This is a genomic window from Pseudomonas sp. NY15463 (assembly GCF_048068415.1).
In the GTDB taxonomy this organism is placed as follows: Bacteria; Pseudomonadota; Gammaproteobacteria; order Pseudomonadales; family Pseudomonadaceae; genus Aquipseudomonas; species Aquipseudomonas mosselii_C.
Genome location: NZ_JBLUQD010000002.1, coordinates 661,621 through 673,784, shown reverse-complemented (window position 1 = coordinate 673,784; position 12,164 = coordinate 661,621). Strand labels below are relative to the sequence as shown.

Below are 12,164 nucleotides of genomic sequence, written 5' to 3'. Positions count from 1 at the left end.
GATCAGGCGTCCTTCTGCTTGGTGCCGAAGATCTTGTCGCCCGCATCGCCCAGGCCTGGGACGATGTAGCCGTGCTCGTTCAGGCGTTGGTCGATCGATGCGGTGTAGATCTGCACGTCGGGGTGGGCTTTTTCCACCACGGCGATACCCTCGGGTGCGGCGACCAGCACCATGGCGCGGATTTCCTTGCAGCCGGCTTTTTTCAGCAGGTCGATGGTGGCGACCATCGAGCCACCGGTGGCCAGCATCGGGTCGATGATCAGGGCCAGGCGCTGGTTGATGTCGGGGGCGAGCTTTTCAAGGTAGGTGTGCGCTTCGAGGGTTTCCTCGTTGCGGGCAACGCCCACAGCGCTGACCTTGGCGCCCGGAATCAGGCTGAGCACGCCATCGAGCATGCCGATACCGGCGCGTAGGATCGGCACCACGGTGATCTTCTTGCCGGCGATTTTCTCGACTTGAACCTTGCCGCACCAACCATCGATCTCGTAGGTTTCCAGGGGCAGGTCCTGGGTAGCTTCATAGGTCAGCAGCGCGCCGACTTCCTGGGCGAGTTCGCGAAAATTCTTGGTGCTGATGTCGGCGCGGCGCATCAGGCCGAGCTTGTGGCGGATCAGCGGATGGCGGATCTCACGAGTGGGCATAGGGGGGCTCCGGAAGGCGGGCAAAAAAACCGCGCTAGATTAATCTATTCAGTCCAGCCTGTCGTGCAGTCATTGTGCACGTTAGTCCATAAAGGCTTGATCTGGGGCGAGCGGATGCGTACCTTTGCCCGCTTTTCCAAATTGCCCCCCCTGGAGAGCGCCATGTCCGCCGATCTTGAGCACATCCGTCAAGTGATGCACGAGGCTGATTGCCTGTACAACGAAGCCCAGGTCGAGGCGGCCATCGCCGAGGTCGGCAAGCAGATCAGCAAGGATCTGCACGACAAGAACCCGGTGGTCTTCTGCGTGATGAACGGCGGCCTTATCTTCGCCGGCAAGTTGCTGACCCACTTGCAGTTCCCGCTGGAGGCCTCGTACCTGCACGCAACGCGCTACCGCAATCAGACCAGCGGCGGTGAGTTGTTCTGGAAAGCCAAGCCGGAAGTCTCGTTCATCGACCGTGATGTCCTGATCGTCGACGACATCCTCGACGAAGGCCATACCCTCAGCGCCATCATCGAGTTCTGCAAGCACGCTGGTGCGCGCTCGGTGCACACTGCCGTGCTGATCGACAAGCAACACGACCGCAAGGCCAGCCCTGACCTGAAAGCCAACTACGCGGGCCTGCCTTGCGTGGACCGCTACATCTTCGGCTACGGCATGGACTACAAAGGCTACTGGCGCAACGCCAACGGCATCTTTGCTGTCAAAGGCCTGTGAGCATGCGCCAGCCCGCGTTTCTCGACCAGTCGTTGTTCGCCGGGCTGGCCGCTCAAGCGGCGGCCAATCCCCGAGGCCGCCAGCACCATAACTTCCATACGATGGACGAGCCCTGCCATCGCATGGCCGTCGGATTGCAGCCGGATACCTACATCCCGCCTCATCGCCACTTGAGCGAAGACAAGGCCGAGGTGTTGATCGTGCTCAAGGGCCGGCTGGGCCTGCTGATCTTCGATGCACAGGGCCGTGTGCTGGATACGCGGGTGCTGCAAGCCGGTGGCGATTGCCTGGGCGTCGATCTGGCGCCAGGTACTTACCATGGCCTGGTGGTGCTGGAGCCCGACAGCATTCTGTTCGAGTGCAAGGCCGGCCCCTATCGGCCGATTGGCGAGGGCGAACTTGCCCCTTGGGCGCCCCGCGAGGGCGAGCCGGGTGTTGCCCAGTACCAGGCCTGGATGCGCGCGCAGTTCGACTGACCGCGATCAGGTCGGTGCCGGCAAATCGGGCGTGCTAGAGTGCCTGCTCTTGCCAAGGAGCCTCACATGCGCGCACTCATTCCCCTGCTGCTGGCCGTGAGCCTGCCGCTGTCTGCTGCACCGCTGCACAGCCAGTTCCTGCCGCCCGATGACCTTTCCCTGCGTCAGCAAGCGCCAAGCGCGCAGCAGTTGTTGCAGGTCACCGACTATTCGGTGGTGGTCGGCACCCAGCGTCAGTCAGACCAACAACCGATCCCGATTACCTCGTCGTTGCAGATGCGCTTGAAAGGCAAGCCCATGAACAAGGGCGCGAGCATCGCCCAGGTGCTGCTGACGTTCGATGGCGAGGGCGGCAAGAGCCTGAAGAAGCCGGTGTACGACGACAAGACCCGCACCCTTACGCTCAATTACCCGATGGCCGACTACCGGGTGATCATGGACCTGCTGCGCAACGAGACGCTCTACGTGCAGTTCCTCAGCTACCCCAACGGGCATGTCTGGGCCGACCTGCACACCGGCACCGTACGTACGCGTTGAGGCGCGAGGGGCCGGGGGTTACACTGCCGGCCTTCGAAATTCCGTGATGGCTTAGTTGGAGTCGGCGATGCGTAAAGACAAGAAACAGGTTATTGGTGACGAAATCAGCGATGACTACATCAAGACCTTCCTGCAGTTCGAGCCGGCCGATGGCCTGACCTCGCCCGCGCACCACAAGTTGATCAAGGCTTATCGTGGCCTGCGCGTCGATGATTTCGCGCGTTTCGTGGGTTTCTTCGTCGAGGCGGGCCTGGACCTGGACGGCAAGGACGAACACGGCAAGACCTTCGTCGAAGTGATCGCCGACCAGCGCAACGCGCCGGAGTACATCGAGATCATCGATAACGCCCGCGGCTGATCCGCTTCGCCTGATTTGCTCCCTGTAGGAGCGGCCTTGCGCCGCGAAAGGGGCGCGCAGCGGCCCCCGGAAATCGGCATGCTGCACAATCGCCGGGGCTGCTCGCAGTGCTTTGCGGCCCGTCCTACAGGGGTGGGCCTTGCTCAGCTACAGGCACAAAAAAACGCCCCGAGGGGTAATGCCCGTCAGTTAAGCCAATGGGGCCGCTTTGCGGCCCCAACTACTGCAACACAGGCTTAACTGACTGGCATTACCCCAAGGGGCGTTTTTTCGTTGCTGCCGGGTCAGGCGTAGTGCTTGGCCGGGCTGCTTTCCACTAGCTCCAGTGCCACGTCGTTGTCGGCGCTGATCTTGTGGTACAGCGCAGCGTCCGTCGCCAAGACCTTCTCACGCGCAGGGAAGATCTCCTTGAGCTTGGCGGCCCAGGCGCCTTTGGCTTGCTCCGGGAAGCAGCGTTCGATCAGCTCGAGCATGATCGACACGGTCACCGAAGCGCCAGGCGATGCGCCCAGCAGTGCAGCCAGGCTACCGTCCTGGGCCGAAACCAGCTCGGTGCCGAACTGCAGGATGCCGCCTTTCTTCGGATCTTTCTTGATGATCTGCACGCGCTGGCCGGCCACTTCCAGGCGCCAGTCTTCGGCCTTGGCTTCAGGGTAGAAGCGACGCAGCGATTCCAGGCGTTGCTCCATCGACTGCATCACTTCGCTGACCAGGTACTTGGTCAGGTCCATGTTGTCGCGCGCGACCGCCAGCATCGGGCCGATGTTGCCCATGCGCACCGACAGTGGCAGGTCGAGGAACGAGCCGTGTTTGAGGAACTTGGTGGTAAAGCCTGCGTAGGGTCCGAACAGCAGCGATTTCTTGCCATCGACCACGCGGGTGTCCAGGTGCGGCACCGACATGGGCGGTGCACCGACGGCCGCCTGGCTGTAGACCTTGGCCTGGTGCTGCTTGACGATTTCCGGGTTGTCGCAGCGCAGCCACTGGCCACTGACCGGGAAGCCGCCGAAGCCTTTGCTTTCTGGAATGCCAGAGGCTTGCAGTAGCGGCAGTGCCGCGCCGCCGGCACCGAGGAAGACGAAGCGGGCGTCCACTTCGCGGCTGCTGCCGCTGTTGATGTCCTTGATGCTCACGGTCCAGCCGCTGCCGTTACGGCGCAGGCCGACGACCTTCTTGCTGTACTTGACCTGGGCGTCCGGGCTGCTGCCCAGTTGCTTGAGCAGCTTGTTGGTCAGCGCGCCGAAGTTGACGTCGGTCCCCTTGAGCACGCGGGTGGCGGCGATGCGCTGGTCGGCCGGGCGGCCTGGCATCATCAGCGGCATCCACTCGTTCATCAGTGCCTTGTCGTCGGTGTACTCCATCTGCGCGAAGGCATGGTGCTGCTTGAGCAGCTCGAAGCGCTTCTTGAGGAAGTCGATACCTTTATCACCTTCGACGTAGCTCAGGTGCGGGACTGGGTTGATAAACGCACGTGGCGAGCCGAAGCTGCCTTTCTTGCTCAGGTAGGCCCAGAACTGGCGCGAAACCTCGAACTGGGTGTTGATGTGCACGGCCTTCTTGATGTCGATGCTGCCATCGGCGGCCTGCGGGGTGTAATTCAGCTCGCACAGGCCGGCATGGCCGGTACCGGCGTTGTTCCAAGGGTTGGAACTCTCCGCGGCCCCGGAGTCCATGGCCTCGATGACCTCAAGCTTCAAGGTCGGGTCGAGCTCCTTGAGCAGTACGGCCAGGGTGGCACTCATGATGCCCGCGCCTACCAGTACTACATCAACCGATTCGTTCTGCGCCATTTAACGCGTCTCCACAATCTACAGCACCTAATTGACAGCATAGGATCTCCGGGGTTGCCAGGATCGCCATGTCCGACTCTTCGCAGTTCTTTCAACTTCCGCGGATACCGCCAATCAGTCTCGGGTGTTCAGCTATTGAACGCCGTTTGCCGCCGGTGCGGCAATTCGACTTATGGTCAAGTGATCCGTCGTGCGTCATGGACCGGCCTCAGGCTCCTATCCAGCTGGAGCGCTTTTGCCGTCTGTTCAGGGCTGTTAGGGACACATCTGCCGCTTTTGCACATGCCAGACTGTTCATTTGCTCGCCACACTCTTGTGAAGTAGTGAAAAACCGTTTTTTCACGCTCTTTTGGAGACGTGAACCTCAAAAGTGGACTGCGCGATGGCAACCCGCAGGTTCATGCGAGGTGAAGGCCGGGAACAGCAGGCACGACAGCCAATGCAAGACCTGAGTGGAAGGCTCTCTGTGGGCGAAGCGTCGAGGGTGCCGGGGTCAATCGGCGAATGCGGGGCCCGATCAGGAGACGTCCTTATAATCGGGGGAAGATTATAACGAGGTCGCGGGCAGAAATGTCGTTCTTCTTGGTTTTTATTGCAGCGTTTGTCAGGCCGGCAGGATGCGTTGCTGCCAACGGCGCCTTGCGCGAGGGCAAACCCGAGCGTTGGCCGGCAGAGGTTGACCGAGCCAGCCCAGGTAGGCTTCGCTGACCTGGACCCAGCCAGCCCCGGCCGGTGGCTGGTTGCATTGCTTGAAGCCCAGGCAGATACCGTTGCCGTCAAGGCGGGCGTAGATGGCGGGGCGAGGGCGTTGCAGCAGCAGGTTCCAGAGCGAGGTCATGGCGGGGTGTCCTGTTCGGATCGGGCTGAGGCAAGAGTAAGCGCCAGGCCATGAAACCATTGTGACAACGGGCGGCGGCAAGCTTTGAGCGGCAAGCGGCAATTGATAGCAGAGCGCAGGTTGGGCGGCTTTTTCTTGTAGCTTGCCGCTTACAGCTTACCGCTGGGTATACTGTGGACCTTTGCCGCTTTTTCTGGAGAAACGCGCATGTTGCAACGTCTGTTGTTCGGTTTGTTCGCGGTGGCCAGCCTGAGCCTGGCCGGTTGTGCTCACAGCCCGCAACAACTCAGCCCGCAGCCCAAGCTCACCCAGCAACTGGCGCCGGTCGGTCATGGCCAGCCGGTGGTGGTCAAGGTGGTCGATGGCCGGGCTTCGCAGTCGCTGGGCACCCGCGGTGGCATGTACCCTGAAACCAGCACCATCACGGTCAATGGCAACGATGTCGTGCCCAAGCTGCAGGCCCAGGCCGAGGCGGCGGTGCGCTTGCTTGGCTTCACCCCGACGCCGAGCGCCTACAACGCTCCGCAACTGACCGTGACCCTGGCAGAACTCAAGTACCAGTCGCCCAAGGACAAGATGTACGTGACCGAGGCCACGATTGGCGCCACCTTCCGGGCCGATGTGTCCAACGCCAACCGCCGCTATAGCGGTCGCTACGGCGCGTCCCTGGACCAGCGCTTCGGCATGGCGCCTAATCAGGAAACCAACACCAAGCTGGTCAGCGACGTGCTGAGCGACGCCCTGACTCGCCTGTTCAAGGACCCGACCATCGGTCAGGTACTGGGCGAGTAAGCACTCAGCTGCAATGCAAGAGCCCGCTGCCTGGGTACCAGGCAGCGGGCTTTTTTGTGAACGTCTCGCAGGGCTGGCGCACGTCTTGGGTTCACGCGGCCTGGACGTGGAAATCCAGCAGGCTGATACCGGTCTGCGTGTCGACTTCGGGCAGGTCGTCGTGGCTGTGCCCGCCAAGGGCGCAGTACACCAGCCACTGGCGGTCCTGGACATTGATGGCGAAACCGTCGATCAGCGCCTGCTGTTCGTCGCTCTGGGCCACGAGGTAGAGGCGGTCCTGGTTTTCGGCGTGCAGCATGACAAGCTCCGGTTCGGTTGAAGGCCGACAGGGTGGCCTGTCTTGATGACGGGCGTGTGACAGATGAAATCGAGTGACACTTGGTCGGCAAAGCGCGGGGCTGAGCGCTTGGCTTAGGTAGAATGCCAGGCTTTGCTGAAGCGTAACCGAGGTCGTGTCGATGTCGTTGCAAGTGCTCATGGGCTTTTTGATCGCCCATCCCGCCAAGCTGATCAACCTGCTGGCCCTGCTGATCACCTGCCCGGGCGGGCTCTTGCTGCAAAGCGCCCGGCGCAGAGCTGCCATGGCTCGCGAGCGCTTGGCAGCGGATGAGGGCATGCTCGAGGCCTTCGACCTGCGGGTGCCTCGCTACTATTACATCCTCGGTTTTTCGTGCCTGGCGATGGCGCTGCTGCTGTCCTGGTTCAGTACCTGGATCTGAACGAACAGGGGCCGCTTTGCGGCCCCGACTGATCAGGCGACCGGCGCCTGCTGCTTGACCTGGTACTGGTTGCGTACCGGCGTCGCATACTGCTGCACCAGATACGGTCGATACTCCGCCGGGCAGGCGTCCAGGCGGCGCTGCCATTCTTCCCGGGCTTTTTGCAGCTCTTCGGACGGGAACACTTTCTCGGCGCTCGGCACCTCCAGTGCCTCGTCCTGCTCGGCCCACATCGCGTAAGCCAGATAGTGCACCGGGAACAGTCGGTAGCCGCCGAGAATCTGCCGGTCTATCGCCTGCGCCAGTTGCTTGGTGTCCTCGTGGTACTCGGTCACCGCTGGGGCGAAGTTGATGTGCACCCGGCCTTTGTAACCGGTGATGCCCTGGGCGATGCTGTTGTCGTCCTCGCCAGGTACCTTGGTGTAGCTGCCGGTGGTGGCGCGTATATAAAGCTCGCGGGCCTTGGCTTGGTCGCACGGGTCGTATTCGTAGCTGATCGACACCGGAATCAGGTTCAAACCCTGGATCACCGCACCGAACGGCTCGTCCTTGCGGCTCATGTGGAACATCTTGAGGATCGCCGAGTCGGTACGATCGTCTCCGTCCTTCGCGCGGCCCTCGGCCTGGGCGATCCAGATCGAGGCGCCGTCGTTGCGGATCGAATGATTGATGTAGGCCGACAGCAATTGGTAAGCGGCCAGTTTCTCGCGTCGGCCACTGATCGAGCGGTGCACGATGAAGCTCTTGTTCAGGCGCATCATGTCGCTGACGAACGGCTTTTGCAGCAGGTTGTCGCCAATGGCGATGCGCGGGGTGGGCAGGCCTGCGTGGTACACCGCATAGTTGACGAAGGCCGGGTCCATCACGATGTCGCGGTGGTTGGCCAGGAACAGGTAGGCAGTGCCCGCCTTGAGCTGCTCGACGCCGGTATAGGTGACGCCGTCGGTGGCGCGGTCGATGGTGCGATCGACGTAGTACTCGACCTTGTCCTGCAGGGTGGAGACGCAGGTGACGCCGGCGAACTCCTGGCGCAGGCGCCGGGCGATCAGCGGCTTGAGTAGCCAGCCGAACGCACCTGCCGCACGCGGGAAGCGGAAGTGGGTGAGGATATCGAGGAATGCCGGGTCGCTGAGCAGGCGTGCCAGAACGGCAGGCACTTCAGCGTCGTCGTACGGTCGGATGGCATCGAATTCGCCCATCATGCTCTCTTGTTGGAAACGGCTAGGGTAATAGGTAGGGACGGGGTCCGAAAAATGGCTCGGACACACTCGGGCCCTGTAATCAGACCGGCAATTATACGCACAAGTCACTGCGGAGGCCGCGATGCTGGAAACTGACTTCTACGACTGCCCGTATTGCGGTGAGCCTGTGGAGACTACCGTCGACATCTCCGGCGGGGACCAGGACTATATCGAAGACTGCCAGGTCTGTTGCCGGCCTGTCGTGATCAGGCTGCAGGTGCATGATGACGAATGGATGATTGAAGTGCGCCGCGAGGATGACGCCTGATGCAGCGAATCTACGAGCCGGAAAGCCTGCTGGAGGCGCAAATGCTGGTAGGCATGCTGGTCAGCGAGGGGATCGAAGTGCATCTGGTGGGCCGCGACCTGATGGGCGGCGTCGGGGAACTGCCGATGCAGGGACTGTTGGGGCTGGCGGTGCCTGACGAGCAAGCCGGTTACGCACGGCAGCTGATCGATGCGTACAATGCTGCCCAGCCCCTTGTCGGCGACGAACCGGACAGTTATCCGGGAACCCTGATCTGCTAGGTTTTGATTTCGCCCATGTGTGGACGCTACGCCCTTTTCCGCTGGTCCCAGGCCTTTGCTGGCTTGCCCGGCTTTCCCGCTGGCCAGCCAGCGCAATGGAACATCGCGCCCGGCGCCTCGGTGCTGATCCTGCGTCAGCTCGACGGCTTGCAGCAACTGGCCAGTGCACGCTGGGGGCTGACCCCCGCCTGGCTGACCGACCTCTCCCGCACACCCGCCCAGGCCCGCGCCGAAACCTTGGCCGAACAGCCGATGTTTCGTGAGGCCTTGCGCCATCGGCGTTGCCTGATGCCGGCCAACGGTTTCTACGAGTGGCGCGGCACGGTGCGCAAGCGGCCGTATTGGGTCACGCCGGGGGAGGGCGCTTCGCTGTTCTTTGCCGCCGTGTGGGAGGCGTATCCGGTGCAGGAGCATGTGTGGCTGAGCTGCGCGGTGGTCACCCAGGCGGCGATGAACCAGCGCCGCCCCCTGATACTGGATGAGGCCGAACAGGCCATTTGGCTAGACCCCGACACGCCCCTGGCGCGCCTGCACGAGCTGCTGGCCAAGCCGCCGGCGAGCTTGCGCGAACGGGCGCTGGCGCTGTTCGTCAACGATCCGAAGCTTGACGGGCCGGAGTGCCTGACGCCGGCCTGAGGCTGAGAGTTAGAGGCATGACGCTGAGCGCGTGTCGGAAAATGCCCTCGGGGCTCTGGCGGCGCCTGGCCTCAGCGCCTAGGATACGCGGCACGTAAATAGGGAGTGTTTTATGCGTAAGTCATTCGTTGTCAGCCTGCTGACTGCAAGCGTCCTACTCGCCGGCTGCCAGGCGGTCAATACCACCAGTGGTGGTGCCGTCGGCGTACAGCGCCAGCAGTACATGTTCAGCATGCTCTCGACCGATGAGGTCAACCAGATGTATGCCCAGTCGTACCAGCAGACGTTGAGCGAAGCGTCCAACAAGGGTGTGCTGGACAAGTCCAGTGCCGATGCCAAGCGCGTGCAAGCCATCGCTGACCGACTGATTGCCCAGGCTCCGCAGTTCCGGCCGGATGCCGCGCAGTGGAAGTGGGAAGTCAACGTGATCAAGAGCGACGAGCTTAACGCCAATTGCGGTCCTGGCGGCAAGATCATCGTCTACACCGGTCTGATCGATCAGCTCAAACTGACCGACGCTGAAATTGCTGCCGTGGTAGGCCACGAAATTGCCCATGCCTTGCGCGAGCACAGCCGCGAGGCGATGTCCAAGGCCTATGGCGTGGAAATGGCGCGCCAGGGGGCGGGGGCATTGTTCGGTTTGGGCCAGGACAGCATGGCGATGGCCGACACTGTGGTGAATTACGCGATGACATTGCCCAACAGCCGTGCCAACGAGAACGAAGCCGACCTGATCGGGCTTGAGCTTTCGGCCCGCGCCGGTTATGACCCGAACGCCGCGATCACCCTTTGGAACAAGATGAGCAAGGCGTCCGAAGGTGCACCGCCCGAGTTCATGAGTACCCACCCGGCTTCCAGCAGCCGCATTGCATCGCTGCAGGCAGCCATTCCCAAGGTGATGCCGCTGTATCAGGCGTCTAAGAAGTAAGCTTCAAGCTTCAAGCTTCAAGCTTCAAGCTGCAAGACGAAGCGAATCTGCTTTTTCTTGCAGCTTGAGGCAAGTCACTTGCAGCTCGCAGCCTTCAGCCGACCCAGCCACTGGTCTTCATGGCCGAGTACACGGCCACCACGGCCAGTACGAAGAACGCCGCAGCCGCCAGGCGACGGATCAAGGTCAGCGGCAGTTTCTCGGCAGCGAAGTTGCCTGCCAGCACCACCGGCACGTTGGCGATCAGCATGCCCAGGGTGGTGCCGATGATGACCATGATCAGGTGCGGGTACTGTGCAGCAAGCATCACCGTGGCGACCTGAGTTTTGTCACCAATCTCGGCTAGGAAGAACGCGATCAGCGTGGTCAGGAAAGGCCCGAAACGGCGCGCATTGCTGGTTTCGTCATCGTCCATCTTGTCTGGCACCAGGGTCCACAGTGCGGTGGCGGTGAAACTTGCGGCCAGGATCCAGTGCAGCACCGATTCGCTGAAGAAACCGCTGACCCAGGCGCCTACGGCACCTGCGGCGGCATGGTTGGCCAAGGTCGCGGCAACGATACCGGCGATGATCGGCCAGGGCTTTCTAAAGCGGGCTGCGAGAATGAGGGCAAGCAGTTGCGTCTTGTCGCCGATTTCAGCGAGGGCAACGATAGCGGTGGGGACGAGCAGCGATTCCAGCATCAGGATTCCTACGGGGGCGGGTCGACACGGCTATGACACGAACAGCCTCCCCGCCCCGGGTAAGGTGTGCGTGTCATAGGTCTTGTCAAACCCTGGATCCATCTACGTGGATCGTGGGTCGCACGCGCCATGGCCTGTGGGCCAAGTATGTTGACGCGTACCGGGCGAGCAGGACGCTCGCGGGAGACTACTCCCCTAGGACGGAGCGGATTCTGCCTACGCCCAGCGCATTAGGCAAGCGCTGTTTTTCAAGTGCGGGTGGCGCGATAGATTCGGAAACCGTGCGCGTCGGCGCGCACCTCGCAGTTGCCCAAGGCGCCCTCGATCAGCGGTTGGTAGCGCAGGAAACTGTTTGCGACAAGGCGTATTTCGCCCCCTTTTCGCAGATGTTGCCCCGATTTTTTCAGCAGATTTTCCGATGCCTGATAGTTGGTGTGCACCCCGGTGTGAAACGGCGGGTTGCTCAGGATCAGGTCCAGATCGGTCGGCGCTGCGTCGATACCGTCACCGCTGATCACCTCGCCTTCCAGGCCATTGGCTGCCAAGGTCATGCGGCTGGCCGCCACGGCGAAGGCGTCAACATCCAGCAGCGTGACCCGGCTCTGTGGATAACGGCGCTTGACCGTCGCCCCCAGCACCCCAGCGCCACACCCGAAGTCCAGCACATGGCCGTTCGGCAGCGCGTCGAGGTGTTCCAGCAGCAGTGCGCTGCCCTTATCCAGGCGCCCATGGCTGAACACACCGGGCAGGCTGATCACGTGCAGCGGGCCATCGGCGAGCGTCAGCTCGAAACGTTCAGCCAGGCTTTGTAGCGGTTTGGCCTCCGGCGCATTGTCCACCGTTACCTGCCACAGCTGGCAATGCCGCGCGCTGTCCAGCTTGCGCGGCTTGCCGAAGGCTTGCAGTTGTTTGGCGGCGCCCTCGATTCCGCCGCGTTTTTCGCCGACCAGGTACAGGCTACGGCCGGCCAGGCGCGAGGCCAGGGCGTTGAGCAGGTAGGCGGTCAGCTCGCGGGACTTGGGCAAGAACAGTACGGCGCTGTCGAAGGCCACATCGGGGACTTCGACGCCGTGGTGAACACGCGCTGTGAAACGGCTCTGCAACAGCGCTTGATCGCCGGCGTGCCAAGTCCAGCCCTGGGCTTGGGGCAGCTCGCCGAGCAAGCTGTCGGCGGCGAGGCCGGCGATCAGCAGCGAACCCTGGAACAGGTCCGCCTGGCGGAGCAACACTTCACTGCGCGGGTCCATGGACGACGCCTCCTGAAAAAGTGGCGCAGTG

General features: G+C 62.3%; 17 protein-coding genes and 1 riboswitch. Of the genes, 10 read left to right on the top strand and 7 right to left on the bottom strand.

The window, feature by feature from the left end; genetic code table 11:
- Window positions 1–2: 2 nt before the first annotated feature.
- Entirely contained in the window at window positions 3–641 is a 639-nt protein-coding gene (upp, locus tag ACNFIC_RS07240) for a uracil phosphoribosyltransferase (RefSeq protein WP_110638424.1), read from the bottom strand.
- A 162-nt stretch (window positions 642–803) separates the two neighbouring features.
- Here upp and ACNFIC_RS07235 point away from each other — a divergent pair, with 162 nt between their 5' ends.
- The 4 genes from ACNFIC_RS07235 (at window position 804) to ACNFIC_RS07220 (ending at window position 2,732) form a co-directional block, all read left to right on the top strand.
- On the top strand, window positions 804–1,361 hold the full coding sequence (locus tag ACNFIC_RS07235) for a hypoxanthine-guanine phosphoribosyltransferase (RefSeq protein WP_138218994.1): 558 nt from the start codon (window positions 804–806) through the stop codon (window positions 1,359–1,361).
- A gap of 2 nt (window positions 1,362–1,363) precedes the next feature.
- Window positions 1,364–1,837 (top strand): WbuC family cupin fold metalloprotein, encoded by a 474-nt coding sequence (locus ACNFIC_RS07230; protein WP_416780540.1) that lies wholly within the window; start codon window positions 1,364–1,366, stop codon window positions 1,835–1,837.
- Between the two features lie 66 nt (window positions 1,838–1,903).
- Window positions 1,904–2,374, top strand: coding sequence for a hypothetical protein (locus ACNFIC_RS07225; protein ID WP_138218992.1), 471 nt, complete (start codon window positions 1,904–1,906; stop codon window positions 2,372–2,374).
- Window positions 2,375–2,441: 67 nt separating this feature from the next.
- Window positions 2,442–2,732, top strand: a complete 291-nt coding sequence (locus ACNFIC_RS07220) for a PA4642 family protein (RefSeq protein ID WP_138218991.1) — start codon at window positions 2,442–2,444, stop codon at window positions 2,730–2,732.
- A gap of 284 nt (window positions 2,733–3,016) precedes the next feature.
- On the opposite strand, the gene mqo is transcribed toward ACNFIC_RS07220, so the two are convergent.
- The gene (mqo, locus tag ACNFIC_RS07215; RefSeq protein ID WP_416780538.1) at window positions 3,017–4,522 is read right to left on the bottom strand and encodes a malate dehydrogenase (quinone); all 1,506 of its coding nucleotides are present in this window, start codon (window positions 4,520–4,522) and stop codon (window positions 3,017–3,019) included.
- A 604-nt stretch (window positions 4,523–5,126) separates the two neighbouring features.
- Window positions 5,127–5,360 (bottom strand): hypothetical protein, encoded by a 234-nt coding sequence (locus ACNFIC_RS07210; protein WP_416780536.1) that lies wholly within the window; start codon window positions 5,358–5,360, stop codon window positions 5,127–5,129.
- A 207-nt stretch (window positions 5,361–5,567) separates the two neighbouring features.
- Between ACNFIC_RS07210 and ACNFIC_RS07205 the strand changes: the two genes are divergently transcribed.
- Window positions 5,568–6,152, top strand: a complete 585-nt coding sequence (locus ACNFIC_RS07205) for a YajG family lipoprotein (RefSeq protein WP_138218988.1) — start codon at window positions 5,568–5,570, stop codon at window positions 6,150–6,152.
- Window positions 6,153–6,243: 91 nt separating this feature from the next.
- Here ACNFIC_RS07205 and ACNFIC_RS07200 read toward each other — a convergent pair whose 3' ends face one another.
- On the bottom strand, window positions 6,244–6,450 hold the full coding sequence (locus ACNFIC_RS07200) for a hypothetical protein (protein ID WP_138218987.1): 207 nt from the start codon (window positions 6,448–6,450) through the stop codon (window positions 6,244–6,246).
- A 160-nt stretch (window positions 6,451–6,610) separates the two neighbouring features.
- Between ACNFIC_RS07200 and ACNFIC_RS07195 the strand changes: the two genes are divergently transcribed.
- Window positions 6,611–6,871, top strand: coding sequence for a hypothetical protein (locus tag ACNFIC_RS07195; protein ID WP_138218986.1), 261 nt, complete (start codon window positions 6,611–6,613; stop codon window positions 6,869–6,871).
- A 32-nt stretch (window positions 6,872–6,903) separates the two neighbouring features.
- Here the strand turns inward: ACNFIC_RS07195 and ACNFIC_RS07190 are convergent, their stop codons facing one another.
- On the bottom strand, window positions 6,904–8,070 hold the full coding sequence (locus ACNFIC_RS07190; protein WP_416780533.1) for a 1-acyl-sn-glycerol-3-phosphate acyltransferase: 1,167 nt from the start codon (window positions 8,068–8,070) through the stop codon (window positions 6,904–6,906).
- Window positions 8,071–8,194: 124 nt separating this feature from the next.
- Here ACNFIC_RS07190 and ACNFIC_RS07185 point away from each other — a divergent pair, with 124 nt between their 5' ends.
- The 4 genes from ACNFIC_RS07185 (at window position 8,195) to ACNFIC_RS07170 (ending at window position 10,204) form a co-directional block, all read left to right on the top strand.
- A complete protein-coding gene (locus ACNFIC_RS07185) occupies window positions 8,195–8,380 on the top strand; it encodes a CPXCG motif-containing cysteine-rich protein (protein ID WP_138218984.1) in 186 nt (61 codons plus the stop codon).
- Entirely contained in the window at window positions 8,380–8,640 is a 261-nt protein-coding gene (locus tag ACNFIC_RS07180; protein ID WP_138218983.1) for a putative signal transducing protein, read from the top strand. The genes ACNFIC_RS07185 and ACNFIC_RS07180 overlap by 1 nt, the downstream gene beginning before the upstream one ends.
- A 15-nt stretch (window positions 8,641–8,655) precedes the next feature.
- Complete coding sequence (locus ACNFIC_RS07175; protein WP_416780530.1) at window positions 8,656–9,276, top strand: SOS response-associated peptidase; 621 nt, start codon at window positions 8,656–8,658, stop codon at window positions 9,274–9,276.
- Window positions 9,277–9,388: 112 nt separating this feature from the next.
- Complete coding sequence (locus ACNFIC_RS07170) at window positions 9,389–10,204, top strand: M48 family metallopeptidase (protein WP_138218981.1); 816 nt, start codon at window positions 9,389–9,391, stop codon at window positions 10,202–10,204.
- A 94-nt stretch (window positions 10,205–10,298) separates the two neighbouring features.
- Here the strand turns inward: ACNFIC_RS07170 and ACNFIC_RS07165 are convergent, their stop codons facing one another.
- Window positions 10,299–10,886, bottom strand: coding sequence for a TMEM165/GDT1 family protein (locus tag ACNFIC_RS07165; protein ID WP_138218980.1), 588 nt, complete (start codon window positions 10,884–10,886; stop codon window positions 10,299–10,301).
- An 88-nt stretch (window positions 10,887–10,974) separates the two neighbouring features.
- A riboswitch (yybP-ykoY riboswitch) is annotated at window positions 10,975–11,094 on the bottom strand.
- Window positions 11,095–11,134: 40 nt separating this feature from the next.
- Window positions 11,135–12,133 (bottom strand): methyltransferase, encoded by a 999-nt coding sequence (locus ACNFIC_RS07160; protein ID WP_416780527.1) that lies wholly within the window; start codon window positions 12,131–12,133, stop codon window positions 11,135–11,137.
- Window positions 12,134–12,164 lie beyond the last annotated feature (31 nt).

Excerpts from the sequence above, each read along its gene's own strand:
- upp (WP_110638424.1), bottom strand. The coding sequence starts at position 641 with ATGCCCACTCGTGAGATCCGCCATCCGCTGATCCGCCACAAGCTCGGC.
- ACNFIC_RS07235 (WP_138218994.1), top strand. The coding sequence starts at position 804 with ATGTCCGCCGATCTTGAGCACATCCGTCAAGTGATGCACGAGGCTGAT.
- ACNFIC_RS07230 (WP_416780540.1), top strand. The coding sequence starts at position 1,364 with ATGCGCCAGCCCGCGTTTCTCGACCAGTCGTTGTTCGCCGGGCTGGCC.
- ACNFIC_RS07225 (WP_138218992.1), top strand. The coding sequence starts at position 1,904 with ATGCGCGCACTCATTCCCCTGCTGCTGGCCGTGAGCCTGCCGCTGTCT.
- ACNFIC_RS07220 (WP_138218991.1), top strand. The coding sequence starts at position 2,442 with ATGCGTAAAGACAAGAAACAGGTTATTGGTGACGAAATCAGCGATGAC.
- mqo (WP_416780538.1), bottom strand. The coding sequence starts at position 4,522 with ATGGCGCAGAACGAATCGGTTGATGTAGTACTGGTAGGCGCGGGCATC.
- ACNFIC_RS07210 (WP_416780536.1), bottom strand. The coding sequence starts at position 5,360 with ATGACCTCGCTCTGGAACCTGCTGCTGCAACGCCCTCGCCCCGCCATC.
- ACNFIC_RS07205 (WP_138218988.1), top strand. The coding sequence starts at position 5,568 with ATGTTGCAACGTCTGTTGTTCGGTTTGTTCGCGGTGGCCAGCCTGAGC.
- ACNFIC_RS07200 (WP_138218987.1), bottom strand. The coding sequence starts at position 6,450 with ATGCTGCACGCCGAAAACCAGGACCGCCTCTACCTCGTGGCCCAGAGC.
- ACNFIC_RS07195 (WP_138218986.1), top strand. The coding sequence starts at position 6,611 with ATGTCGTTGCAAGTGCTCATGGGCTTTTTGATCGCCCATCCCGCCAAG.
- ACNFIC_RS07190 (WP_416780533.1), bottom strand. The coding sequence starts at position 8,070 with ATGGGCGAATTCGATGCCATCCGACCGTACGACGACGCTGAAGTGCCT.
- ACNFIC_RS07185 (WP_138218984.1), top strand. The coding sequence starts at position 8,195 with ATGCTGGAAACTGACTTCTACGACTGCCCGTATTGCGGTGAGCCTGTG.
- ACNFIC_RS07180 (WP_138218983.1), top strand. The coding sequence starts at position 8,380 with ATGCAGCGAATCTACGAGCCGGAAAGCCTGCTGGAGGCGCAAATGCTG.
- ACNFIC_RS07175 (WP_416780530.1), top strand. The coding sequence starts at position 8,656 with ATGTGTGGACGCTACGCCCTTTTCCGCTGGTCCCAGGCCTTTGCTGGC.
- ACNFIC_RS07170 (WP_138218981.1), top strand. The coding sequence starts at position 9,389 with ATGCGTAAGTCATTCGTTGTCAGCCTGCTGACTGCAAGCGTCCTACTC.
- ACNFIC_RS07165 (WP_138218980.1), bottom strand. The coding sequence starts at position 10,886 with ATGCTGGAATCGCTGCTCGTCCCCACCGCTATCGTTGCCCTCGCTGAA.
- ACNFIC_RS07160 (WP_416780527.1), bottom strand. The coding sequence starts at position 12,133 with ATGGACCCGCGCAGTGAAGTGTTGCTCCGCCAGGCGGACCTGTTCCAG.